The following is a 22495-nucleotide window of genomic DNA, read 5'->3' as shown; positions in this document are numbered from 1 at the left end:
GTGACACTTACGCCTATCATTATATTAGGCTGCCACAAAATGCAGCAGCCCAGAATACAATTTACTTATTACTTAATGTTATACTTCTTCTCAAACTCATCAACCGGTATTGGTTTAGAGAAATAATATCCCTGATACATATCACACCCCATCTCTACTAACATATAGAGCTGTTTTTTTGTTTCAACACCTTCTGTTATAACTTTCATTCCAAGCTTTCCAGCAAGTGTTATTATACTTTCAAGAATATCAAGCCCTTTCGCCTCATTTTCTGAGGCTCTTAAGAAGCCCATATCAATCTTTAATACATCTGCACTTATGTCCTTTAACATATTAAGTGATGAGTATCCACTTCCAAAATCATCAATCTCTATATTAAATCCGTAGTTCTGCAAAAGCCTGATTATACCCATATTCTTGTCAAAATCGGACATTAATGTTGTTTCTGTAATCTCTATATTAAGATTAACAGGGTCAATGTCATATTTATCAACAAGCCCGACAAATGTTTCGTATACATCCACAAGATAGAAATCCTTAGTCGATATATTAACCGATATGTGATACTGGTCTTTTCCCTCTTTCTTCCATTCTCCAAGCTTCTTAGCTGCTTTATCCCACATATATCTGTCAAGCTTATATATAAAGCCTGTCTTTTCAAGAACATCAATAAATATTGCCGGAGATAACAGTCCTCTTTCAGGGTGCTGCCAACGCACAAGTGCTTCTGCTCCGTATAAATTACCGCTAGAGTCTACCTGTGGCTGTAAGTACATTTCAAACTCATTATTACTTATTGCCCTCTCGAATTCTCCTATAATTCTTCTTTCTTCAATAGAGCTTTCAAAAAGTCTTTCTGTATAATAAGCTATATTGCTCTTATATTCATTCTTAATAGTTTCACTTGCAAGATTAGCCTTATCACACATAATACTTACAGGCTCTTCCAAATCATTTATATCATACACACCTGTAAAAATGTGCAGATGGAATGAACTATCTTTAAAATAATCCTGCATTCTGTGAATTATGGATAATATCATATCTACACTGAAACTCTTCTTAGGAATAAGCATAGCAAAACGGTCACTGTTAATTCTTGCTGCTATGATATCATCACTGGCATATTCTTTCATTATCTCTGCCTGCTTTACAAGAACTTCGTTACCTTTTTCTATTCCAAATAATTCATTAACGAACTTAAAGTCCCTTATATTACTGCATAACATACAATATGGCACATCTGCATTTCTATGAAGGATCTTGTATGTTTCTACATAGAACTGATCCTTGTTATAAAGTCCCGTAAGCCTGTCGTGGGTTGCTTTATACTTTTCTTTCTCAAGTGACTGTATGTCTTCTGTCTTATCATTAAATATAAAATAATCGCATACAAAATTATTCTTATCATCAAATATTCTCTTATATACAACCTCATAATATTTCTTAATATCGTGAAAAGATACTGTTGTTTCAGTCTTCATCGTATCTTTTCTGTCACTTCCACGCTCATTAAGCCATTCTGAATATTTTCTCTCAACATCAATATATTCTGTTCCAATATTATAAATATTCTTTAATATGTCATTACAGTATATACATCTTCCCCTGTTATCAAAGCACACAATTCCACTATTCATATCTTTAATAATAAGGGACAGCGTATTCTCTATAAGCTCATTAGGTATATATCTTAACGTGAAATAGTATATAAGCATACACATAATTCCGTATGCCGGCATAGACACATCATATATTGACTGTGACCTTATTGTCACAATGTCAAGAATAAATCCAATCAGAAGTGCTATAAATATTATCTCGTATCTGAAACTGTAGAACTTAGACGAGTTCGCTATCATAAACATAAAGGATAAAAGCAATAATAAGATAACAAGATAATTATATATAAAATGTGCCTTATAAAAGAAATTGGTCTTCACAAATTCTGTTACAATCTCATAATCATTAATCTCTGTTATAGTAAATATCTGATGATTCCATACATTGGCAATAAGCATAACGCTGTCTATTGCTGAAAAGGCAATCATTGCCTCTTTAATAATCTTAACTCCATGAAACAATCCTGTATAATATTGCGTGTAGTACATTAGAAGAATAAGAATCCAGTCAAAGCATATCAATGTAAGGCTCTTGCAAAGCGTTGTGATAGTTATTCCTGGAACATATATATACACAAGAAATACTATGCCACAAAATGCTGCAACAGCTTCATATATAAATACTATCTTTGCCAGTCTGCCTTTCTTATTCATTGCTTTATATGAACATATTCCCATAAGAATAATCTCAATAGCAATTAACAATCCATACATTATTCTCATCTGTAATCTGCACTTCCTCACCGTCAGTATAAATATACCTCTTCACTACCATTATTATACATTTATATGCTTTAATTTGTAAATATAAAATCACATAAAATTATATTTCATATAGTCATTTATATATGTGTTTCTTTTCTTCTCATCAACACATTAGTTCCTGACATTATAAGCATACCTGCAGCGTTGAACGCTAATACAAGTATTGCCGCTGTCATTCCTATTCTGTCAGCAAGGAAACCTACTATCTGTGGTGTAACAATTCCGCCTAACGCAGCAATAGCCAGGAATAATGACATTCCTGTTGTTGAACCTTTAATTATATTGCCAACACTTGATACTGTTGTTGGATATATTCCCGCAAAGAAGAAGCCAAGTCCTGCAATAGCTACAGTAATAACTGCAAGATTATGGGTTGCTGTAAGTAATATAAAGAATACTGTTGTAGCAACGCAGTATCCAGATATAAGCTTATTCTTATCAACCTTTGATGATATCTTAGCTGTGAGAAGTCTTCCAAGCATAACCATTATCCAGGTAACCGATACAAGGTTAGTTGCATATGTACTGCTCATTATATCCATACTCTTAAAATATGTTACAAACCATCCATTTACGCAGTTCTCAAGTCCAAGATATAAGAATAATAAAAAGCCCATTATATAAAAAATGCTATTTTTATAAAATGGCTTTGCATTGCTGTCAGAAGCATTTTCCTTAGCCTTCTTAGACTCCAGCGGCCAGTTATAGTCTATTCTCATCCACACATATAATATAACTGATAATGTTGAGCCTATAATTATTGTATATGCAGCTGCTCTCCAGCCCAGACCAAAACTCGTGTAAAGCGATGTAATAAATGGTGCAATAAATGCACCTGCCGCAAATGTCATATGTAAAAGGTTAAGTGCGGCTGGTCTGCCGTTAGAATTATCATTAACAACTGCATTATTGATTATGCTTACTGAGCCTCTGCCTATTCCAATAAGTATAAATGCTGCATATATAACCGGCACTGGTGGAAGAAATGTTATAACAAGCAGCATTACTGGTATAAATGCTGAAAATACAACAATTGTTGCTTTTCTTCCTATCCGTGAAGCCATCGGCGGATTGACAAAGCTCGCAAGAAGATTGCCTATTGCAAATGCCGATAAAAAACCTCCTGCTACGCTGTAATTAATTCCTGCTTCTTCTATAATATATGGAAGTATTGCTCCAACTAATAATACCATTGCCCCATTTACAAAAAATGAGAAGTAGCACGGAAATAATAATCTGAATTGTGATTTTGCTTTAGTATCCATATTTTCTCCATTCTATTTTGTATTAAACTTCTTTTAACCACTATTAGCTGCTATGAGTCTTCCCTATTTCTAATAGACTATCTAATTTATCTTAATTCTCCCTAGCTTTTCTTAAGCAGCTTTCTATAGGTCATATCAATGGCAAATGCCCCAAGCGGTGCTGTTATTATTATTGCTAATACTGCTACTATAAGTACTGTATTGCCACACGCAAGTCCCATTGACAATGGAACTCCGCCTATCGCCGCCTGAACGGTTGCCTTAGGTGTGTATGCAAGCATACAGAATACCCTTTCTTTCAGCTTCAGCTTAGTTCCTGCCATACACAAAGCGACTCCTGCCATTCTGAAAATTAACGCTCCTAATATAATACCTGTAAATAACATTCCAAGCAGTCCCGGCAGTTTTACCTTGCGGCATACCCAGCCTGCAGACATTCCAATTAACATTATCAGCGCTATACTTTTTAACATAACAATCCTCTTTTCTAAATAAATATTAGCGCAAAAAGAGCTGATAGCTCCTGCACTTTGCAGAAGTCATCAGCTTTATAATCAAGCAGTTATGAACGAAAGATTTAGCTATTGCTATCTCGTTCCTGGGAGAACCTCATTCCCAGTAATATTTCATCAACTTGTTAAGTATACAATATTGTTGGAATACTGTCAATATTCGTAGTAATATATAGGCTTTGAAAGGTAAATTTATTCTATAGTCTGCCCATTTTTTAAAACTGGCAGATGAAAATTGTAAATATTTATTATATGATGATGTCGGGGGCAAAAGCCCACGACTTTGATACCTACGAATTGTTCCGTGCTACGCACTCCCACAATTCTCCCCAATATTCAAAATCAGAACTTTGCAAATATGTTAGTACTATTCTTAAGATTCTGGGCAATACCCTTGTTTTCTATCATTTTATTGCTGATATTGACTATATCCTCAACAAGATCCTGTGTGCTTATAGCCGCATTATTAACTCCAGCAGCACCATCATCAACTACTGTTGTTATCGTATTGATGGAATGAGCTATTTCATCCATATTTTTCTTCAGGACATCTGTTTTCTCAACGAATTCATCCATTGCATTCTCTATATATGAAGCATTTTCTTTATATTTCACGCCGCCATCAACAAATGTCTGAAATTCAGGAAGAATAGTCTGCTGAAGATACGAAACCAGATTATTAGCATTATCCGATAGATTATTAACAGCAGCAACAACAACCGAGTTAATACTTTGTATCTTGTTGGCAGTTTCACGGCTTGAATCTGCTAACTGACGAATCTCATCTGCCACTACTGCAAAGCCCTTACCCGCTTCACCTGCTCTGGCAGCTTCTATTGAAGCATTGAGTGCTAACAGATTCGTCTGGCTTGATATATTAAGAATATCATTCGTAAGGTTATTTACCTGGTCAACGCTCTTACTATCTTCTATTGCCTTATTAAGAACATCTAATATATTCCCAACCTTTTCACCTGTCTGAACCATATTATATCTTGCATCACTCTCTATTTTTTCTGCATTTGCCTTCATTTCCTTTGAGAACTGATTAATATCATCTGACTTTGTCGCTATAATCTCGACATCTTTTAGTATATTATCAGCATTATCATTAATAGTATTAACAGAAAGCCCTACATCCTGCATAGTTGCAGATAATTCCTCTGTCATAGCAGATAAATCAGAAGCACTGTCATTGGATTTGACAACACTGCCATCAACCTCAGCAACAACATTTTCCATATAGTTAGTATTCTCTATAATCAGCTTTAGTATTTCCTGCAGCTTATCCATAAAAAGATTGATACCGTTACCAAGGTCTGCTATCTCGTCATTAGATATGACTCTTACGCGCTTTGTCAGATCTCCTTCTCCATTATCGATTCCATCAATAATATCCCTGATATCTTTATTGGTTGCAATAATTGGTTTGATAACATACTTCATAACACAGTATATTGCTACAATAATTAATATAACGCTTATAATAATAACTATACCATTACTGACAAGTGAGCTTATATACACACTTGCAAGCCTTTCCCTTGCCTCAGAAGCTGTATCATTGGCATGTGTGCTTAGCACCTCAATATCCTTCTGGATTGCTGTGCTGCTATCACTTACGACTCCGTTAGCAATAGCATATGCTTCCTCATTCTTGCCTAAAGCACTGTATGCCATAATGTTTCCAAGTTCATATTTCATAGTATTATAATTACTTACTAATGAATTATATGTATCCATATCATCATTCTGGACATATTTCTTATATTCGTCCAGCTTTTTCTCTAATTCTTCCTGATTATCATTAATCTCACCTACCACTGATATCATAGTATTAAGATCTGTTGCAATAATATGTGATAATCCAAGTGTATGAATAACCTGTATATCATTCTTTATTTCACCAAGATCTGAAACACTCATCATACAATTATCTGTTATATCAGCGGCATTAGAGTTAACAGTTCTTATATTGTTTATAGCCATAACATTACATATTATTGTTAAAGCACCTAGTATAAATACCGGCAATAATATCAGTGTCTTCAGGCTCGTCCTTTTTTTATTATTCATGCTTGTTCTCCAATCTTTTTCACATACAGTAAATCAACTTTGATCATCTTACTGCTACTTAACAGCAGAAGCTGTAATTTCATTAACTAATGTATCCATAACTTCCTGATCTGATAAACCACCGTTATTACCACTAAGTACGGTATTAGCAAACTTCTTACAGGCATCCCAGTAGCTGTTTCCTACTCTTTGCAATGTTCCATACTGGGACTGTGCAATGATTGCCTGTATTGCAGCCACTTTTTTGATTTCTTCTGATTCTGCTGCCTTACTGTTAGATGGTCCCTGATTTTTCTCTTTAAACCTAAGTTCCTGATTCTGCTGATTAGTCAGCCAGTCAGCAAGCCTGCATGCCCATTCTTTATTCTTTGAATAAGAATTCACTCCCATCATCTTATAGCCTGTAAATGAAGACATCTGAACTTCCTTTCCCGCAACTGTATATGTTGGCAGCTTACAGGCACCATAATTCTCTCCCCAGGCTTCCTTTACATTCATAACATCCCATACACCACTTATTCCTGCTATAACATCACCACTTTTAATGTGTTCAGCTATATCTCCGTTAGGCATACTTACAAACCCTGGATTAGCTGCTATACTATTGAGAGCCTGTTTTATAGCTGCTCCAGTTATATCACCTGTCTGCGAATTCCAGTTACATTCATTAGTTATACCATCTGGTTTAATAGAAAGACTAAGTCCTGTATTTCCGAAAAATGTATAAAGATACCATCCTGAATCAAACTCCATAGCAACTTTTTTATTGTTAGCTGCTGCAATTGACAACATTTTATCTAATGACTTAACATCGTCTTCTGAAAAATATTCTTTATTATAATACATAAAATATCCATTATCTGCTGTCATAGGATAGCCGTATAATGTATCATTCAGAGTCGCTGCTTCGACTGACTCCTTTACATTAGCTGCTGCTATTTCATCTGCATTGGGTACCTCTGTCAGAACTCCGCCAGCCGTTAATGATATAATCTGATCATCTGGAAATGAAAACACATCTGCACCATTGTGTACATCTGTAAGCATAACATCACGAACCTGTGAATCTGCCTGGATTTCAACCGTTATATCAAACTCTGCTTCATCTTTATATTGTTCCTTAAAGCTGTCTAGCATTTTGTTCATGACATCCAGACCATCCTTTTCTGTCCACACCTTTAAAGAGACAACTTTATCTGTACCACCTGATAACTCCTCTCTGTTGCCACCTGTTATACCTGCATTACCACATCCAGATAAGACAATAGAAGATATCAAGCCAACAATGCACAATTTCCTTGTTATTCTTTTGTTCATATTAATATACCCCTTTTGTATAAATTTACGTTCTTAATATACCGATTAGAATCTAATAATAAATGTAAAATCGAAATCACAATCCAATTTCCTTTAGATTACTTCACACGAATTTGACAAATCATAATAGAAATTAATTAACGTACTAATATATTATATATGTTTTAGTATTTATAACAGTATTTGTCAATCAATTTACCTGCTGACCGGCTTATCCTGTACAGTCTTTTCAACACTTCTGAAAATAGTAAGAATTGAGATAATGATTTTTTATAATAAACTTCCTTAGCGTTTATTATATTTATTGTCTGTTGTTGTCAAGGGTGTGTATACAAAACACATTAAACTCAGGTCGAAGAGGAATAAATTAGAATAATTATAAACTATTTATAAATTATTAGCACTCACCACTTGACAGTGCTAATAATCAGGTGTATAACATAGCCAGAACAAAGGAAAGGGAGTTAAGAAATAGTAATTAAGATAACGCCATTCCAGATGTTCCAAAGAAACAAGGTAATAGTTCAGATGAATATGTAATCCTGGGGATTGGTTATTTATATATCCAATCTGAATGAACGAAAGGTTCAGCCGAACAAATAGTTTATTAAAAAAGGAGCGATGACTTATGTTAATGCCTAGTATTTTTGGAGAGAATTTATTTAATGATGATTGGATGAACTTCGGATTTCCTGAAGTTGAAAAAGCTTTATATGGTAAACACGCCAGCCACGAAATGAAGACTGATGTCAGAGAAACTGATTCCGGCTATGAAGTTGATATTGATTTACCTGGCTTTAAGAAAGACGAAATCAATATACAGCTTGATAATGGTTACCTTTCAATCAGTGCCGCTAAGGGTCTTGATAAGGACGAACAGGACAAGGAAGGCAAGTATATCAGAAAGGAACGTTATGCCGGCTCTATGAGCAGAAGCTTCTACGTTGGTAATGCAATTACTCAGGACGATATAAAGGCTAAATATGAAAGTGGTATTTTAAGACTTTCTGTACCAAAGAAAGCTGCTGAGGAAATTGAAAGTGCTAAGAGGATTGCTATTGAGGGATAATCCGTACAGAAATGTGTGAATTGGACTAATTGATAGTGCACTTAGCATCTGTGACTGCTGTTGCTAATGTAGTCCTTAGCCAAGATATGAGTTGTAATTGAATAATTAAGAAATGCCAGTAACTAAGGTTGAACTTAGAGACTGGCATTTTTTATATTTTGCCATAACAAGATATCCATTATCCCACTCAACTACTTTCGTATATCTCTCCAATTTATCAGAAATGATAAAACGAACTCTTTGATTATTAAATTCAAAAATTGTACACACAGAACACCTAAAACGGAATATAATGGTGTGAACACGCTATTTTATAGGAGTTTGAGATGTTCGAGGATTGCGGGAATTGCATAGCAATGAAGCAATCCGGTTACATCAGCGAGTAGCAAAATTTACTTTTGACACTCTCATCATTTATATTGTATCATTAGATTTAATGATGCCGGTGTCAAAAATCCACGGCTTTAACGCCTACGGATTGTTCCGTGCTACGCACTATTATATTTAATTTTAGCAGAATCAGTATTGTGAAAATGGAGGGCAGTATGGCTATTGTTGTTGCTGAAAAAATAATTGAAATGGTTTTTATAATGCTTTGCGGAATAGTTCTATATAAAACTGGTCTGATTGATTATAAGACTGTTCCAAGGCTGTCAAACATTCTTCTTATGCTGGTTTCACCTCTTATGATATTCCAATCTTACCAGATGGACTTTGATGGACATCTTATGTGGGGGCTTGGTCTTACACTCATTGCAGCTTTAACAACATTTACAGTTATTATAATATTAACAAATATACTAATCAGAAATACTGAATATAGCAAAAACGGTATAAGTATAAGTTCTGATTATAACCTGCAAAAAAACAGAATTCCAGTTGAGAAAATTGCCCTTATATATTCAAATAGTGGTTTTATAGGACTACCTCTTATCAATGGCGTCATTGGCCAGGAAGGGGTTTTCTATATGACAGCTTACCTTACTGTATTCAATCTGTTATTATGGACACACGGCGTTATAGTCATGGGTGGAGCAGGTGACTTAAAAACTATATGCAGGAATCTTTGCACACCAACCATTATAGCCATATTCGCTGGTGTTATATGCTTCGTTACCGGCATAAAAATACCTGCTGTTATAGATAATCCTATTCAATACATAGCCAATATGAATACGCCACTTGCTATGCTTATAGCTGGTTCTAATCTTGCACAGAGCAATATTGTAAGCAGCCTCAAGAGCCTGCGTATGTACTATCTTTGTGCTCTTAAGCTCATCATATTTCCTGTAATCGGTATGATTATTCTTTATATTTTCAACTTCCAGAGCTTTGATTTTAATGTACCGTTTACCGTATTCATAGGAATGGCCTGCCCTGCCGGAGCATCTGCTATTATGTTTGCAGAAAGATATAACAAGGATTCACTTTACGCGACAGAAATATTCGTGCTTACAACTATATTGTCACTCATTACAATACCTTTGTTGTCAATATTTGCGATAAAGCTGTTTGGTCTGTAAGTGAATTATGAAGCCTGTCTGTAAAGTCTATCTATGAAGCACGTCTGTAAAGCCTGTCTATAAGGTATGTCTGTGAAGTCTTTTTATGAAGTCTTAGAACTACTTACTGGAATAATGATTTTGGCAAATACTTATGTATGCAGCACTTGCTCTTGACTGTCTCCTTGCAGTATCAGACTTTGACTTAACCTGTTTTAAACTTGGATATACACCCTTTTCCACTCTCTCAGATTTAACACCTATTTTCTTATAAATACATGCTCTAATAGTTTCTTGTGGATTATCAGGATGATATTAATGCAGATATTATCTGTAAAAAATTTGGCTTTTCCCAGTCTCACTTTTCAAGATTGTTCAAGCAGAATACAGGGGAATTATCTCTTTGAGAACTAGAATTATCGTTTTGATATCCTAAAAAGCCCATAAATAGGGGATTTATATCTGGTAGTGTTACATATCTGTTGTATGCGTAGCACTACCCACAGATTTCCAGAACTGCTCATTACTTTATTGAAGAAAGAATATTATTCCATCTCAATGCCAATGTTATTAAATGTGTCGACTTCTAAATCCGCAAGTATCATATTAACTCTAATATATCAACCATCCGCAACAAATGCTTACACCGCCGTAATACTAGCATTTTTAATTTTAGTCTCTGATAGGTTTTCATTCCACCTGACTGTACATTCTGTTTCATAATGATATTTTATAAAATCAATTTGAGCTTTGACCCGCACTTTTGCCCCTTCCTTATTAAGGCTTAGAAGCTCAGATGATATCCATTTAAACTTTGCCTCTTCATCAGATGGCCACTCATAGCCAGCGATAAAATCACAGCTATATAAGCACTTATCCTCGTGCTCAGCTTATATTTTTTCATCTGTTAAATCTCCCTTTATATTTCTACACTGTAAACGATATCCATGAATCCTGACAATACTTACTATAAGCAGTGCCAATACTACAATATAAATAATCAGGCTCATCATTACCGTGTCAGGAACTTTAAAATTAACAAATGCTATAATCAAGGCAAACACAATGTCGGCAGCAGCTATAAAATACCATTTATGTATATTCCGTTTATAATCTTTAATAAGTTCATTACTATTCATTCCCTTATCATTATAACCAGCATCAAGTTTATAAATGTTAATTGGCATTCTCTCATCATTCATTACTAATCCCTCCGCAAAAAAACAACTGCTTAGTTACATATGTATTATACATTATTAATTTGTCGCTTTCTTTATAAAAAATATCACTTTACAAATAGGATTTAAGATATTATGCTATTTTTATATTTAATATCATTAGAAGGAAGTAAAATGCATGCCAAGACCTATAAAAGATGGTAATAATTTTGAAATAAACAGAAGTATCGTTTATAACGGAAAAGATATTAATTTTCATATGCCATCAATGAGTGCATGTATAAAACATTATGAGATTGGTTTTCAGATATCTGGCAGTCATCATGTATACTCAACTGATGGAGAGTGGGATATTCTCAGAGGATATGTTGGAACAATGCCTCTTGGATTACATCACCAGACCTTTTATTGATGTGTGATAAAGAAGCAATAGAAGTGTAAAAAATTTTGCCGTTCCTATCCGGCACTTGCGCATTGTGTCGGATAGGTCGGGCGGTTATTCGGGCAAGTCCACCTTGCCAACAAAAGAATAATAAATCTCAATGTCCTGTCTGCGGGTCTTGTTCTCGTCATAGCTGCACTCATGCACAACAATTTTCTCTACAAACTCCCGCAGCAGAGTAGGGGTAAGTTCTTCAAAGCTGGTATGCCGCCGGACAACATTCATAAACTTTTCTGCGTTCACGGTGGCTTCCTGTGCTTTGGAAAGCTCCGCTTGGATAGCGGCGGCTCTTTCTTTCAGTTCCCGTTGCTCTGCTTCATAGTCTGCCGACAGCTCTGTGAAACGCTCGTCTGATATGCGCCCGGTCACGCTGTCCTCATACAGCCGCTTGAAGATAGCGGATAACTCGGCTATGCGTTTCTCGGCGGCTTCCAGTTCCTTTTTCTTGGCGGCGTTCCTGCGCTTGCCCCCGTCCTCGTTCTGCTCAATCAAGAGCTTCATAAACCGGGCTTCATGCTTTGCCGCATAGCTTGTCACTTTCCGCAGATTGGAGAGTACACCAGCGGTCAAGAGGTCGGTGCGGATAAAGTGCGCCGTACAGTCATGGGTGCGTTTCTTGTAGTTGCCGCAGATATAACAGTCCTGCTTGCGCTTGTCTGTCTGGTATCGCTGCTGATACATGACGCTGCCGCAGTCCGCACAGAACAGTATGCCGGAGAACAAGCCCACTTCATCATAGCGGTTGGGGCGTTTGCGCTGCTTGCGAAGCTCCTGCACCCGTTCCCATGTTTGCGTGTCTATGATAGGCTCGTGGTGGTTCTCGAAAATCACTTGCTTTTCCGGGGAATTTTCTACACTGTGCTTGACTTTGTAAGAAAGTTTTTCTGTCTTGAAGTTTACCAGACAGCCCGTGTATTCCCGGTTTTCAAGGATATGCACAACGGTATTGGTCGCCCACTTGCACTCATAGCCGGGGTGGTAGCGGCGGGTGCTGCCCGTCCTGCGGTATTCCAGCGTTCCCGGCGTGGGGATTTGCTGCTCTGAGAGCATACGGGCTATCTTGGTCGGACCATTCCCGGCAAGGCAGAAATTGTATATCTGCTTGACTACGGGTGCAGCTTCCTCGTCAATGATGAAATTTTCGTCCTCGTCCATGAGGTAGCCATACACAGGCTTGCTTGTGATAGGCTTGCCACTCATGCCTTTTGAGCGTTTCACTGCTTTGATTTTCTTGCTCGTATCTCTCACCAGCCATTCGTTAAAGATATTCCGCAGCGGGGCAAAATCATTGTCGCCCTGTGCGCTGTCCACTCCGTCATTGATAGCGATGAAGCGGACACCTTTCTGTGGGAAAATCATTTCCGTGTACATTCCCACTTGCAGGTAGTTTCGCCCTAACCTCGACATATCCTTTACGATAACTGTCCCGACTTTTCCGGCTTCAATGTCCGCAAGCATGGCTTGAAAACCGGGTCTTTGAAAGTTCGCACCAGAATAACCGTCGTCCGTGTACCAGCGCAGATTGGAAAAGCCGTTCTGCTTTGCATAGGTTTCAAGGATACGCTTCTGATTGGAAATGGAATTGCTCTCGCCTTGCAGCTCGTCCTCATGGGAAAGTCTTGGGTAAAGGGCGGTAATTGGTTGTTGGTTGGTCTGTCTTAACATAAAATCCTCCGTTTCCGACAGCCAGCCCCACTATTCCGTACCTTGATTGTACCACATGGGGCGGCTGTCTGTATAGCGGCAAAAGCGTCAAATCTGCTTCTTTATGGTCGGTCAAATCGCCGTTTTTTGTGTAGCAGCTTCCGCTTCCAGCACTTTCATCATCTTGTCGGCTGCGGTGTCGGTTGCACCCTGCTTGAAGAAGCCGGAAACGGTAAGGACGGAGTTGCCCATGCGGATTTCCGTTACACAGTCCGGGCGGCGGTCTGTTTTGGTGGTGCTTGTCTGTTTGGTTTCTGTCATAGGCTCTCCTTTCGCTGCTTCATCAGTTGCTTTAAGCGTTCCAGCTTTTCCTGTGCGGTTGCCTTTCGGAAGTTGCTGCCCGTGAAGCGGACGGGGGCGCACATGGAAGTCAGCCTGTCATAGATACGGGCGTGGGGCGTGTCCTGCGGGTGCTGCAATTCCTCCAGCGTGAGGTTGGTCGTGGCGATCAGCGGCTTGCCGCTTCGGTAACGGCTGTCAATCACGCTGTAAACCTGTTCCAGCCCGTATTCTGTCCCTCGCTCCATACCGAAATCATCAAGTATCAGCAGGGGGTAGCTGCAAAGGCGGGAAATATACTCATTCCTGCCCTCAAAGCTGGCGGCAAGGTCATTGAGTATTGTTGCAAAGTTTGTCATGCAGACGGCAACCTCTTTTTCCATAAGGGCGTTGGCGATACAGGCGGCAAGGTAGCTTTTTCCTGTCCCCACGCCGCCCCAGAACAGGTAGCCGATATTTTCAGCCTGCATGGTTTCCCAGCTCTCCACATAAAAACGGGCGGTTGCGGTCTGCGGGTTTCTGCCGTTGTCATGCTCAAATGTCCAGTTCCGCATAGCAGGGTCGGTAAAGCCCCGGCGTTTCAAGTCCTCCACTGTTTCAAGGTGCTTCTGTCGGCTTTCAGCGGCTTCCCGTTTTTCACGGGCTGCCCGCTGGCAGTCGCACTCTGACGGGTGTCGGTCATGCCCTAACCATTGGGCGGTTTCTTTTGAAAAATAGGCTTCTTTGGGCGTATGGCACTTGCCGCAGTATAAAAGCCCGTCCTCGCCTGTGTAGTCCTCCGCTTCGGCGGTAGTGGCTGTAATGTCCGTAATCATAGCTTCAATCCCGTTTCTCATAAGCTCTCGCCCTCCTTGCATGAATAATCGGGTATGCCCTGTTTCGGGGCAGCCTTGCCTTTGGCAGCGTCCTCCTGCGCCCACTTGTAAATGGTGGCTGCATGGCTGTGGTACTGCTTCCCGGTGGAAGCGATATGGCAGGAAAGCCGGTCAATATAATACTCCCACTTGTCGGGCAGCTCTGTTTTCAGCCCGGAAAGCTCTGTATCGGTCAGTATCACATTGTTGTATCTGCCATAAGCGGCAGGGGTGGGGTGTCCCGTTTCTCCCTCTCTCTCTTTTTCTATCTCTATCTCTTTCTCTAACTCTATCTCTATCTCTGGTGGACGAATGTCGGACAAATGTCCGCCTTTTGTCCGGGGCGGTAAAAGTGCTTTGTTTTCCAGCCTTGCAGCCCGTTTTCGCTCGGCTTCGGTAGAGGACTGTCCTATCATCAGCTCAATGTCGGTCATATAGAAAGCCCCGCTGTCAAGCTGCTCCACAAGTCCCAACTGCCGGAAAATCTCTAAAGCCCTCTCAACCGTCCCTATCTGGTGGCGGGTCAGTGTCGCTATCATCTGCGCTGTGTAGGGGATATGCTCGTCAAGCTGCAACTTCCCGCCGTTTTTCAGCGATTTTAAGTACAGCTTCAAGAGGATATTGGAATATAAAATTCCGTCTTTCATATCTTCCAGCAGCACAATGGAGTCGCTGTCAAAAAAGTTCTCTTTCAGCTTGAGGTAGTAATACTTGCGGTTATCTGCCATTGTCCCTGTCCTCCTTTTTCCGGCGTTTGGAGTAGTAGCGGGGGCAGAGTATGATAACCGCCCGGAAGCTCTGCTTGCAGCTATGGGTACAGCCCCGGCAGAGGTCGTTGTATGTGATACGGTCGCAGGTGGTATTTCCGACTTTCACTTGCCGCAGGAAAAAAGACCATTCCAGCCGCCGTTTCTTGCTCATTCTTGGCATGGGTGCGCTCCTTTCTGCCGTTTCCGCTGGTGTGGCGGTATCGGCGGTAATTCTGTATCATCTCGGTATCATTTTCGGGGTTTTTCTGCCCTGTAAGCCCGTTAAAAAATCCTTTGGTATTGGGGATAGGGTACGGGGCAGCCCCCTTGTTCTGTATGGGTTCGGGTACATTTTGGGGTGGTTTTTATCGCTCCTGTTCCTGCCTTTTCACAGGCTTGCGCTCCCGGCGTAAAATCTGGTCGATATTGCCCTTGACAGTCTGTAAGCGGCGGTATTCCTCCCGTTTTGCCCGGTAATCGTTGTAGCCGCTGTTTTTCTCTTTGATAAGGGTTTCAATCTCTGCTTGCAGGGCTTTATAGCTTGGCAGCTTGGAAATGCCGTTCTCCCTAAAATAACGGGCGGCTGCGTCTGCTATGATAAAGTCGCTTTCGTGCTTCTGTCGGTAGGCTGCTTTTGCTTTGGCGTTTTTCTGCTGTTTCAGCCCGTCCCGGACAGGGCGGGTCTTGGAATAGGCAAGCACCTGCCGTTGCAGCTCCTTTTTCCCGTCCAGCGTCTTTTCCACCTGCTTCAGCTCTGTAAGGCTTTCCCGCATGGCGGTATAGGCGGCAGAACAGGCTTCGTCCAGTTCCTCCGGGGAAGAAAAGCCGTACTGCTGATAGGCGGTAACGGTAGCCGCCATTTGCTTTAGATTGTACTTTGCCGCCCAGCGGTCATAGCCCACGCCCTTGCCCTCGGCTCGCTTGGCTTCCCGGTCAACCATGCGCTGCAAGGTGTTGTCTGCCGGGGTGGTTTTTGTGGTTTTTTCCCCTTGTGACGGCTTTTTAACTGCGGCAGGGTATTCGGGTATGGCTTTGGTCTGTTCGGCGGCTCTGCGGGCGTTCTGTGTAAGCAGGGCAAGGATAGTAGCCTTGTCAAAATCGTCCCCCAGCTTCCGGTCTGTGATAGGCTTTGTCCTGTCCGGCGTGAGGTAGGAAAGCCGCCCCCGGCTCTCCTTGACAGTCACACCCTCCCGCAGCAAAAGGGAAGAAAACTCGTCAAAGCTGGTAGCTTGGGAAAGTGCCTGCCGTATCGTCCGGCGCAGCTTCGCCTTGTCCGTTTCAAACTTGGTGGGCTTGGTCGGCTGTCCGGCGGCTTCTCTGGCGGCGTTCTCTTTATCAAGGGCAAGCTGCCCTTTCTTTGCCGCCCAGTATTCCCGTTCCGTTATCCGTTCCTTGCTGCCGTTCAAGAGGTCGATTTGGTAAAGCCCCTCCCGGTGGCACATCTCCATGACTTCACTCTTGAAATATTCCATAGCGGCGTTGGTGCAGCGGTGCTTGCAGCCCTCCCGTGTATCGGCTGGTCTGTCCATGTAGGGCAGAAGCGGGACTTCATAAATCCGCAGGGAGTTGATGACGATATGCACATGGATATTGCCGCTGTGGTTATGCCCGTCCGGGTGGGTGCAGATTAGGGCTTGGTGTCCGGGAAAATGCTCCTTGCAGAACTGCTCGCCCAGCTCCTGCGCCCAGTCTACGGTCAAGCCGTTGTCTGTCCCGTCCCGTGGGTCAAAGCTGATGATATAGTGGTGGCTTTTCACATCTTCCCGTTTTTGGTTTTTCTCATAGCGGAGATTGGCCCGCATACAGGCAACAGCGAAATCCTCGCCCTCGCAGTTGAGGGAAGAAATGCGGTAATCCTCCCTCGGTATCAGCCGCCCATTTTCATCAAGGGTGGGCTTCATGGTAAACTCGTCATGCTCAAATGTGAGGTAGGCTTCCGCTGCGCTATAGTCAGCATTTTTAGAGCTGATATGTTTGAATGTTGCCAACAGCGTCACCCACTTTCTGCAAGACTTCAAACTTTAGGGCAGCAAGGTCGGAAACCGCCGCCCGTACCTCCCCGGCAAGCTGCGGGTAGGGGCTGTGCCACTCGTTCAGCGTCCGGGCTATCTGGTTTAAGTTGCCGCCGATCCTGCCGTATTCGGCGGTTAGCTTCCCGACGGCGGCAAGCAGCTCGTCGTTGACGGGGGAAACGGTTATGGTGGGGCGTATGGCTGCCCCGGTTATGGCTTGCCGGATAAACTCGGCTTGGCTCATGTTGCAGGCAGAAAGCCTTTCCGCAAACTCGGCGTATTCTTCCTCGGTCATGCGTGTCTTGACTACCCGGCTGCGGTGCGGCGTGTTGTATCGTTTTCGCATGGTAAAACCTCCTTTCTGTGCGTGGCGTCCTCTCACTAATAGGAGAAAAACGGGGTGTGAAGCGGAACTGTTTTTGAAAAATCCGAAAAAATATTTTGAGGGATTTTTAAGCGGCGCAAGCCGCATAAGCAGGGTTTGGGGAAGGCACTCCCCAACAAGATTCCCGCAGGGGCAAAATGAGCAAAAAGCGAATTTTGGTACTGCGGTAGAATCTTGCTCTAAAAAACTACCGCTTTCCTCGGCGGCTCTGGTTTGCGGATATACTGGCTTGCTCCACCAATATAGCGATTGCGGCGGCGTGTTCTGCCCGCTGTTCACCACTACAACGGTGAAAAGGGGTCGTTTTGGCAAACGCAGCGGAAATTTTTTTGTTTTCCCTGTCTGCTCCCTACAACAATCCGGCGGTGTGGTTTGCCAAAGATTTTTGAAAATGGGCGCAAAAAAAGCAGTAAACCTTTTCAAGATTTACTGCTTATCTGCCGCTGTGATGGGCGGCGGTATTAAATTGTCAGCCGTTTTTCAAATGGAATTTATCTGCAATCGCTTTCTTTCTGCTTTCCAATTCCTTTTCTGTAATCTTCCATAATCCTAACGCAATGATCTGCTATCTTTTGCATTCCGAGTTCTTCAAAAAAGGCAATTTGTATTTTCATCAGTTCTTCACAAACAGTCAACTTCTGCTCATCCATATTGCTAATAGCAAGCCATGGGAACGCTTTATATTTCTTAGTGTCCCCAATGAGAAAATTGTACCCTATCAACTCATTTTCACGGAAAACGAAATAGAATTGTGGGCCTGAACCTGGAACTGACTTTTCCATAATTTGCTGCATTGTTCTCACGCCGCCGTATGCCGGAAAAAAACCTATTCGCTCAAGAGCATTTAATATGTCAATCCTTTTATCTGTGGGTATGTCTCTATAATTGATAATCTGTTCCATTTGCTCTACCCTCATTGAAGTTTAATTTGTCAGGCTCTAATTATACAACTTTTCTGTTTAGCGGTCAAAGCGGAACTTCAACAGGCTTTCTATCAGTTGCCTGACGATATGCTCCTGCATATCCGTGTTAATCTGTCCGTCCATTTTCGCACAAGAGCGGACATATCCCGCATAATGGGATAGGACGGCGGCAACAGCTTCCGGGTCGCCCTCGCTTGCCTTAACGATTGTCTCATAGGGAAGTAGCTGGCTCATAGGACAAACCCTCCAACTCTGCCCGTAGCCGCCGTAAAATCATCTGAATACGCCGCCCGGTTGTGTTGCCAGCCCGTCCATATCTCCGTCCAATCTCCCTATGCGTCAATCGTTGGAAGTAGTACAAGAAAATGATTTCCTGTTCCATCTGTGATAGTGCGGACAGGGCTGCGGCAAGCTCTGGACTTTCCAAAAGCACCATCTGACCACAGACGAAAAGCGGATAGCTGGTCATGCCGGATTGCTCCGCAAAGTATTTATCTGTGGTACTGAATGGATAGTGTTTTTCTTCTATCAGATATTCAAGCGAGATTTCCCGCTTGCGGCGGCTCCGTATGCTCCGGGCTGCGTCTATGGCAGCGTGGCGAATAACAGTCTTGCAAAAGGCATCGTGTGTATGCCGGATATGTTCTTGATACTTTTCGTGTTCGGTCATGGAAAATCCCCCTTTCTGAATAATGGCAGAGGGCGGCAGCATCTTGTGCTGTCGCCCTCTTGATTACCGAACAGCAAAGACGGGCGGGGCTGTCAACGGCGGCGCATTTGCGCCGTTCATCTTGACCGTTGACAGGCTCGGCTGGGTTTGCTATCTGCTCACGGCAATTCACTCTCATTGATAGGAATTGCCTCAAGTTCCGTATTCAAATTGTTCCAATAAGAGCCGATATCCGCACTTGTGAAATACTTAAAACCGCCTGCTGCTGACTTCAATTCGCCGTTTTTAACCCCATAGCAGGCGTAAATCAAATCGTAGCTTGTTCCATCTGAGAGGTTAAATCTAAAGCTGGTCACATCTGCTCCGGCAGTTTCCTCAGTCGTTTTGTCTTTTAGGGATAAGCCATTGAACTTATCATACAGGGTCTTTATATCATTTTCAGCAACAACTACTTTCTTTTCTGCTGATGCAGGCACTCCGTCATAGTGGTACATTTCAACGTTTTCGACATCTTCAACCTCAAATGGGAAGTCGATTTTGACAGGCTCATAAGCAATGTTTATAGGTAACAGAAAGAGAGCTGTAAAAATTGCAATGATACAAAGAGCGATGGAAACAAGAACAGCAATCGTTATCTTTTTTCTGCCTCTCTGCTTTTCTTTTGCCTCATGGCGCATAATAACGCTTTCGCTTTCTTCGTGAAGAACATCTTCGCTCGTGTGAGAAAGCAATTTCTGATAAATTGCGTTACAGTCAGCACAGGCGTTCAAATGCTCTTTTACCATCTCTGCGCTTGCTTCGCTGCAAGCACCGTCAACATACAGCGGAAGAATATCTCGAACAATATCGCATTGTTTACTCATGCTTTTCATCCATCCTTTCTTGAATTTTTAGCTTTGCACGATGATAAGTAACTCTCGCCCATGATTCTGTTTTTCCAAAAATTGCAGCGATTTGTGAAAAAGATAGTTCCCCGAATACGCGAAGCTGAAAGACTTCTTTGTATGGTTCTTCCAAACGGTGAAGAACGAGGTGTATGCGGAACGCCATGTCAGAATCTGCAACTGAGTTCTCAACATTTTCATTTGATGGCAAGTCATTGATTTCACTCACATCAGCTACTCGCTGACGGCTTCGCATTTCATCATGGTAAAGGTTTTTTGCTATGGAGCAGAGCCATGTCAATTCATCTGACTTACCTTTGAATTGTGATGTTGTAGAAACAGCCTTATAGAATGTGTTCTGCGTGATTTCCTCTGCTATCTCACGATTTTTGGCAAGAGAAATAGTATACGAGTATACCTGTAAATAGTAGGCTTTATAGAGCTTTTCATAGTCCATACTTGTCATCACCTCCTTCAGCTTCATGGGTTAGACGGAGAAAACGGAATTTCGTTACAAAGAAGTTTGAAATTTTTATACCTTTACGCTACTCTTGCTTTGTGCGGACTATTGGTAGACGCGCATTAACGGCAAGTAAAGAGATTGCTGTGTCAGCTTGATATGTTCAAATGCTAATTAAGTATAGCATACAGCTATGAATTTTTCTATTGCGTTCCCCTGACTTCGGAATAGTGGCAGGGCTGGCTATCCTTGTTTTGCTTTGTGCTTCTCTACCGTACATGAGCATTTATACCAGCAATGAAACGCATAACAGCATACTTATTAAATATTCATTTGATATAGCTGATTATATAAAGTCAGAAATATCTGCTGTTGCATTTAACAGATTCTACGCTGAAAAATACCACATTCTGAATCAGGAAGACCAGCAAGTTGTCCGGAATATTTTTGAAAAGATGCTGACTGAGTATAATATTAATTCACCATACTCAGATTCTAAATTAAAGGCATTGCTTACATACTTAATTATATTTATTATTGAGCATGAGTTATCTCATGATATAAACGGCAGTCAGGGCAAGAAAATAAACAAAAATATCAATGATGTTATGAGATATATAGACTCTAATTATATGACTGATATAAATGTGGATAATATTTGTAAATTATTTAGCTTTTCCAGCTCTCATTTTTCAAGGCTATTCAAACAAAATACAGGAGAAGCTTTTTCAAGATATTTATCTAAGGTAAGATTAGAACATGCTATAGTTTTACTGTCAAATACTGACAAACCAATAGATCAAATTGCATATGAATGCGGATTTAAAAGTACCAGCTACTTTAGTTATTCATTTAAAAAAGAATTCCTTGTTTCACCGCTTAAGTATAGGATGCAGATGAAGGGTTAATGTAATTAATGTCAAAAAACACACCAGAACCGAAATTCTGGTGTGTAATAAATTGTATTGGTATTCCAAGATAAGATAACAACAACATTATTCCATCAATCCTAATATATCCTGTTCACTCCAATATTCATTTGGATATATTGATAGTTCTTCTTTATGCTTACGAATAATTCTTTCTGGTGATTTGGTATTATCATAAACATGCATAATATCGCATATATCAAGTAACTCTTTTATGTTATTAATTGATTTATAATATCTTTCAATAACTTTACTGCTATCAACATTATGTCCACCTGCTGCCACACGAGATTCTATTCTGGCAATATTAATTTGTGGGTCAACTGTCAACACAAATACACATTTTATAAAATATCCCTCTTCTTTTGCTTTTCTTAAAATGTTTAACTTATGTTCAGATGACAAGACTGTTTCAAATGTAAAATCTTCTTTCTTGGCAATTGATTCATATCTCATCCTGTCAACCAAAACAGCAGCTTCCATATTATTCATTCCTGTAGTCGCAACAACATCATCAGCATTAGTATACTTACCAACTTTATCAAAAAAAGTGGTTATTGTACTTTTCCCCGAGCCATTTGGTCCTGCTAATACAAGAATCATCGGTTTTCTATTCTGCATACTTTCTTTCCCCATTCGCATACTCTACATAAGCACGCTTTTTTTCTTTATCATAACCTGCTATAGGTTTTTTACAAATCTTAGCTTTATTTATCGCTGCCTTAACAGCTTCAACCGCTCTTTCGTCCATTTCACTGTCTGATTCAGTCAATGTACTCTTCTCTTCTTCTCTGGATACAACTTTTATAATTCTACCACTCTTTGTGCTTACAGTTGTCATATAAATATCTCTCCATTCTAATTAATACGAAAATAGCTTTTTAATTACACTTAATAC

26 protein-coding genes, 2 pseudogenes and 1 riboswitch are annotated in these 22495 nt (G+C 40.7%); of the genes and pseudogenes, 6 read left to right on the top strand and 22 right to left on the bottom strand.

From position 1 onward, the window contains the following. Window positions 1–68: 68 nt before the first annotated feature. From BM157_RS06945 to BM157_RS06925, 5 genes and pseudogenes are all read right to left on the bottom strand, one after another. Complete coding sequence (locus BM157_RS06945) at window positions 69–2345, bottom strand: GGDEF domain-containing protein (RefSeq protein ID WP_055306830.1); 2277 nt, start codon at window positions 2343–2345, stop codon at window positions 69–71. A gap of 119 nt (window positions 2346–2464) precedes the next feature. Beyond that, window positions 2465–3652, bottom strand: coding sequence for an MFS transporter (locus BM157_RS06940; protein ID WP_090140447.1), 1188 nt, complete (start codon window positions 3650–3652; stop codon window positions 2465–2467). A 101-nt stretch (window positions 3653–3753) separates the two neighbouring features. Next, window positions 3754–4023: pseudogene (locus BM157_RS06935) on the bottom strand (cation:proton antiporter); the annotation flags it as partial. A gap of 155 nt (window positions 4024–4178) precedes the next feature. Continuing rightward, window positions 4179–4278, bottom strand: a riboswitch (Fluoride riboswitch). A 228-nt stretch (window positions 4279–4506) separates the two neighbouring features. Further along, a complete protein-coding gene (locus BM157_RS06930) occupies window positions 4507–6240 on the bottom strand; it encodes a methyl-accepting chemotaxis protein (protein ID WP_090140445.1) in 1734 nt (577 codons plus the stop codon). Window positions 6241–6294: 54 nt separating this feature from the next. Then, window positions 6295–7557 carry an extracellular solute-binding protein gene (locus BM157_RS06925; protein WP_022503067.1) on the bottom strand — a complete coding sequence of 421 codons (1263 nt, stop codon included), beginning with the start codon at window positions 7555–7557 and terminating at the stop codon, window positions 6295–6297. A 628-nt stretch (window positions 7558–8185) separates the two neighbouring features. Here BM157_RS06925 and BM157_RS06920 point away from each other — a divergent pair. Then, window positions 8186–8626 carry an Hsp20/alpha crystallin family protein gene (locus BM157_RS06920; protein WP_055177205.1) on the top strand — a complete coding sequence of 147 codons (441 nt, stop codon included), beginning with the start codon at window positions 8186–8188 and terminating at the stop codon, window positions 8624–8626. A 105-nt stretch (window positions 8627–8731) separates the two neighbouring features. On the opposite strand, the gene BM157_RS13225 is transcribed toward BM157_RS06920, so the two are convergent. Continuing rightward, the gene (locus BM157_RS13225) at window positions 8732–8896 is read right to left on the bottom strand and encodes a DUF7724 family protein (protein WP_456361688.1); all 165 of its coding nucleotides are present in this window, start codon (window positions 8894–8896) and stop codon (window positions 8732–8734) included. Between the two features lie 275 nt (window positions 8897–9171). Here BM157_RS13225 and BM157_RS06915 point away from each other — a divergent pair, with 275 nt between their 5' ends. After that, window positions 9172–10149: an AEC family transporter gene (locus BM157_RS06915; protein ID WP_318255848.1), complete on the top strand. Its 978-nt coding sequence runs from the start codon at window positions 9172–9174 to the stop codon at window positions 10147–10149. 275 nt (window positions 10150–10424) lie between these two features. Continuing rightward, window positions 10425–10535 carry a helix-turn-helix transcriptional regulator gene (locus BM157_RS13220; protein WP_090140441.1) on the top strand — a complete coding sequence of 37 codons (111 nt, stop codon included), beginning with the start codon at window positions 10425–10427 and terminating at the stop codon, window positions 10533–10535. A 483-nt stretch (window positions 10536–11018) separates the two neighbouring features. Here the strand turns inward: BM157_RS13220 and BM157_RS06905 are convergent, their stop codons facing one another. Next, the gene (locus tag BM157_RS06905) at window positions 11019–11330 is read right to left on the bottom strand and encodes a hypothetical protein (RefSeq protein ID WP_090140439.1); all 312 of its coding nucleotides are present in this window, start codon (window positions 11328–11330) and stop codon (window positions 11019–11021) included. Between the two features lie 154 nt (window positions 11331–11484). Between BM157_RS06905 and BM157_RS12995 the strand changes: the two genes are divergently transcribed. Further along, window positions 11485–11718 (top strand): hypothetical protein, encoded by a 234-nt coding sequence (locus tag BM157_RS12995; protein ID WP_318255847.1) that lies wholly within the window; start codon window positions 11485–11487, stop codon window positions 11716–11718. Here the strand turns inward: BM157_RS12995 and BM157_RS13215 are convergent. The 8 genes and pseudogenes from BM157_RS13215 to BM157_RS06865 all read right to left on the bottom strand — a co-directional run. Then, window positions 11710–11781: pseudogene (locus BM157_RS13215) on the bottom strand (Maff2 family mobile element protein); the annotation flags it as partial. The gene BM157_RS12995 and the pseudogene BM157_RS13215 sit on opposite strands and share 9 nt — an antisense overlap. Window positions 11782–11802: 21 nt before the next feature. Then, window positions 11803–13413 carry a recombinase family protein gene (locus BM157_RS06900; RefSeq protein ID WP_090140438.1) on the bottom strand — a complete coding sequence of 537 codons (1611 nt, stop codon included), beginning with the start codon at window positions 13411–13413 and terminating at the stop codon, window positions 11803–11805. 111 nt (window positions 13414–13524) lie between these two features. Further along, window positions 13525–13713, bottom strand: coding sequence for a transposon-encoded TnpW family protein (locus tag BM157_RS06895; protein WP_002569233.1), 189 nt, complete (start codon window positions 13711–13713; stop codon window positions 13525–13527). Next, window positions 13710–14567, bottom strand: coding sequence for an ATP-binding protein (locus tag BM157_RS06890; RefSeq protein ID WP_055650756.1), 858 nt, complete (start codon window positions 14565–14567; stop codon window positions 13710–13712). Before BM157_RS06890 ends, BM157_RS06895 begins: the two co-directional genes overlap by 4 nt. Then, complete coding sequence (locus tag BM157_RS06885; RefSeq protein WP_005921277.1) at window positions 14564–15313, bottom strand: phage replisome organizer N-terminal domain-containing protein; 750 nt, start codon at window positions 15311–15313, stop codon at window positions 14564–14566. The genes BM157_RS06890 and BM157_RS06885 overlap by 4 nt, the downstream gene beginning before the upstream one ends. Beyond that, window positions 15303–15515, bottom strand: coding sequence for a hypothetical protein (locus BM157_RS06880; RefSeq protein WP_005927784.1), 213 nt, complete (start codon window positions 15513–15515; stop codon window positions 15303–15305). The genes BM157_RS06885 and BM157_RS06880 overlap by 11 nt, the downstream gene beginning before the upstream one ends. Before the next feature lie 184 nt (window positions 15516–15699). After that, the gene (locus BM157_RS06870; protein WP_090140473.1) at window positions 15700–17322 is read right to left on the bottom strand and encodes a relaxase/mobilization nuclease domain-containing protein; all 1623 of its coding nucleotides are present in this window, start codon (window positions 17320–17322) and stop codon (window positions 15700–15702) included. Beyond that, a complete protein-coding gene (locus BM157_RS06865; protein WP_015527902.1) occupies window positions 17294–17692 on the bottom strand; it encodes a plasmid mobilization protein in 399 nt (132 codons plus the stop codon). The genes BM157_RS06870 and BM157_RS06865 overlap by 29 nt, the downstream gene beginning before the upstream one ends. A 73-nt stretch (window positions 17693–17765) precedes the next feature. Between BM157_RS06865 and BM157_RS12990 the strand changes: the two genes are divergently transcribed. Beyond that, window positions 17766–18278, top strand: a complete 513-nt coding sequence (locus BM157_RS12990; RefSeq protein WP_270187184.1) for a hypothetical protein — start codon at window positions 17766–17768, stop codon at window positions 18276–18278. Here the strand turns inward: BM157_RS12990 and BM157_RS06855 are convergent. The 5 genes from BM157_RS06855 to BM157_RS06835 form a co-directional block, all read right to left on the bottom strand. After that, the gene (locus tag BM157_RS06855) at window positions 18223–18633 is read right to left on the bottom strand and encodes a hypothetical protein (RefSeq protein ID WP_287711283.1); all 411 of its coding nucleotides are present in this window, start codon (window positions 18631–18633) and stop codon (window positions 18223–18225) included. The two genes, BM157_RS12990 and BM157_RS06855, sit on opposite strands and share 56 nt — an antisense overlap. A 57-nt stretch (window positions 18634–18690) precedes the next feature. Beyond that, complete coding sequence (locus BM157_RS06850; RefSeq protein ID WP_005921293.1) at window positions 18691–18888, bottom strand: helix-turn-helix domain-containing protein; 198 nt, start codon at window positions 18886–18888, stop codon at window positions 18691–18693. Continuing rightward, entirely contained in the window at window positions 18866–19324 is a 459-nt protein-coding gene (locus tag BM157_RS06845; RefSeq protein ID WP_023921375.1) for an RNA polymerase sigma factor, read from the bottom strand. The genes BM157_RS06850 and BM157_RS06845 overlap by 23 nt, the downstream gene beginning before the upstream one ends. 158 nt (window positions 19325–19482) lie before the next feature. After that, on the bottom strand, window positions 19483–20187 hold the full coding sequence (locus BM157_RS06840; RefSeq protein ID WP_090140471.1) for a zf-HC2 domain-containing protein: 705 nt from the start codon (window positions 20185–20187) through the stop codon (window positions 19483–19485). Beyond that, the gene (locus BM157_RS06835) at window positions 20180–20665 is read right to left on the bottom strand and encodes an RNA polymerase sigma factor (RefSeq protein WP_008818014.1); all 486 of its coding nucleotides are present in this window, start codon (window positions 20663–20665) and stop codon (window positions 20180–20182) included. The genes BM157_RS06840 and BM157_RS06835 overlap by 8 nt, the downstream gene beginning before the upstream one ends. A gap of 233 nt (window positions 20666–20898) precedes the next feature. On the opposite strand from BM157_RS06835, the gene BM157_RS06830 reads away from it, so the two are divergent. After that, window positions 20899–21576: an AraC family transcriptional regulator gene (locus BM157_RS06830; protein WP_318255846.1), complete on the top strand. Its 678-nt coding sequence runs from the start codon at window positions 20899–20901 to the stop codon at window positions 21574–21576. A gap of 87 nt (window positions 21577–21663) precedes the next feature. Here BM157_RS06830 and BM157_RS06825 read toward each other — a convergent pair whose 3' ends face one another. Both BM157_RS06825 and BM157_RS06820 read right to left on the bottom strand, forming a co-directional pair. Beyond that, window positions 21664–22218 carry a zeta toxin family protein gene (locus BM157_RS06825; protein WP_090140434.1) on the bottom strand — a complete coding sequence of 185 codons (555 nt, stop codon included), beginning with the start codon at window positions 22216–22218 and terminating at the stop codon, window positions 21664–21666. Next, complete coding sequence (locus BM157_RS06820; protein WP_055287312.1) at window positions 22208–22438, bottom strand: hypothetical protein; 231 nt, start codon at window positions 22436–22438, stop codon at window positions 22208–22210. Before BM157_RS06820 ends, BM157_RS06825 begins: the two co-directional genes overlap by 11 nt. Between the last annotated feature and the right edge of the window lie 57 nt (window positions 22439–22495).

Origin of the sequence: [Lactobacillus] rogosae, from assembly GCA_900112995.1 — a bacterium.
Taxonomy (GTDB): Bacteria; Bacillota; Clostridia; order Lachnospirales; family Lachnospiraceae; genus Lachnospira; species Lachnospira rogosae.
The sequence above is the reverse complement of the archived record's forward strand: the minus strand, read 5'-3'. Positions and strand labels throughout refer to the sequence as shown.

Excerpts from the sequence above, each read along its gene's own strand:
- BM157_RS06945 (WP_055306830.1), bottom strand. The coding sequence starts at position 2,345 with ATGAGAATAATGTATGGATTGTTAATTGCTATTGAGATTATTCTTATG.
- BM157_RS06940 (WP_090140447.1), bottom strand. The coding sequence starts at position 3,652 with ATGGATACTAAAGCAAAATCACAATTCAGATTATTATTTCCGTGCTAC.
- BM157_RS06930 (WP_090140445.1), bottom strand. The coding sequence starts at position 6,240 with ATGAATAATAAAAAAAGGACGAGCCTGAAGACACTGATATTATTGCCG.
- BM157_RS06925 (WP_022503067.1), bottom strand. The coding sequence starts at position 7,557 with ATGAACAAAAGAATAACAAGGAAATTGTGCATTGTTGGCTTGATATCT.
- BM157_RS06920 (WP_055177205.1), top strand. The coding sequence starts at position 8,186 with ATGTTAATGCCTAGTATTTTTGGAGAGAATTTATTTAATGATGATTGG.
- BM157_RS06915 (WP_318255848.1), top strand. The coding sequence starts at position 9,172 with ATGGCTATTGTTGTTGCTGAAAAAATAATTGAAATGGTTTTTATAATG.
- BM157_RS06905 (WP_090140439.1), bottom strand. The coding sequence starts at position 11,330 with ATGAATGATGAGAGAATGCCAATTAACATTTATAAACTTGATGCTGGT.
- BM157_RS12995 (WP_318255847.1), top strand. The coding sequence starts at position 11,485 with ATGCCAAGACCTATAAAAGATGGTAATAATTTTGAAATAAACAGAAGT.
- BM157_RS06900 (WP_090140438.1), bottom strand. The coding sequence starts at position 13,413 with ATGTTAAGACAGACCAACCAACAACCAATTACCGCCCTTTACCCAAGA.
- BM157_RS06895 (WP_002569233.1), bottom strand. The coding sequence starts at position 13,713 with ATGACAGAAACCAAACAGACAAGCACCACCAAAACAGACCGCCGCCCG.
- BM157_RS06890 (WP_055650756.1), bottom strand. The coding sequence starts at position 14,567 with ATGAGAAACGGGATTGAAGCTATGATTACGGACATTACAGCCACTACC.
- BM157_RS06885 (WP_005921277.1), bottom strand. The coding sequence starts at position 15,313 with ATGGCAGATAACCGCAAGTATTACTACCTCAAGCTGAAAGAGAACTTT.
- BM157_RS06880 (WP_005927784.1), bottom strand. The coding sequence starts at position 15,515 with ATGCCAAGAATGAGCAAGAAACGGCGGCTGGAATGGTCTTTTTTCCTG.
- BM157_RS06865 (WP_015527902.1), bottom strand. The coding sequence starts at position 17,692 with ATGCGAAAACGATACAACACGCCGCACCGCAGCCGGGTAGTCAAGACA.
- BM157_RS06855 (WP_287711283.1), bottom strand. The coding sequence starts at position 18,633 with ATGGAACAGATTATCAATTATAGAGACATACCCACAGATAAAAGGATT.
- BM157_RS06850 (WP_005921293.1), bottom strand. The coding sequence starts at position 18,888 with ATGAGCCAGCTACTTCCCTATGAGACAATCGTTAAGGCAAGCGAGGGC.
- BM157_RS06845 (WP_023921375.1), bottom strand. The coding sequence starts at position 19,324 with ATGACCGAACACGAAAAGTATCAAGAACATATCCGGCATACACACGAT.
- BM157_RS06840 (WP_090140471.1), bottom strand. The coding sequence starts at position 20,187 with ATGAGTAAACAATGCGATATTGTTCGAGATATTCTTCCGCTGTATGTT.
- BM157_RS06835 (WP_008818014.1), bottom strand. The coding sequence starts at position 20,665 with ATGGACTATGAAAAGCTCTATAAAGCCTACTATTTACAGGTATACTCG.
- BM157_RS06825 (WP_090140434.1), bottom strand. The coding sequence starts at position 22,218 with ATGCAGAATAGAAAACCGATGATTCTTGTATTAGCAGGACCAAATGGC.
- BM157_RS06820 (WP_055287312.1), bottom strand. The coding sequence starts at position 22,438 with ATGACAACTGTAAGCACAAAGAGTGGTAGAATTATAAAAGTTGTATCC.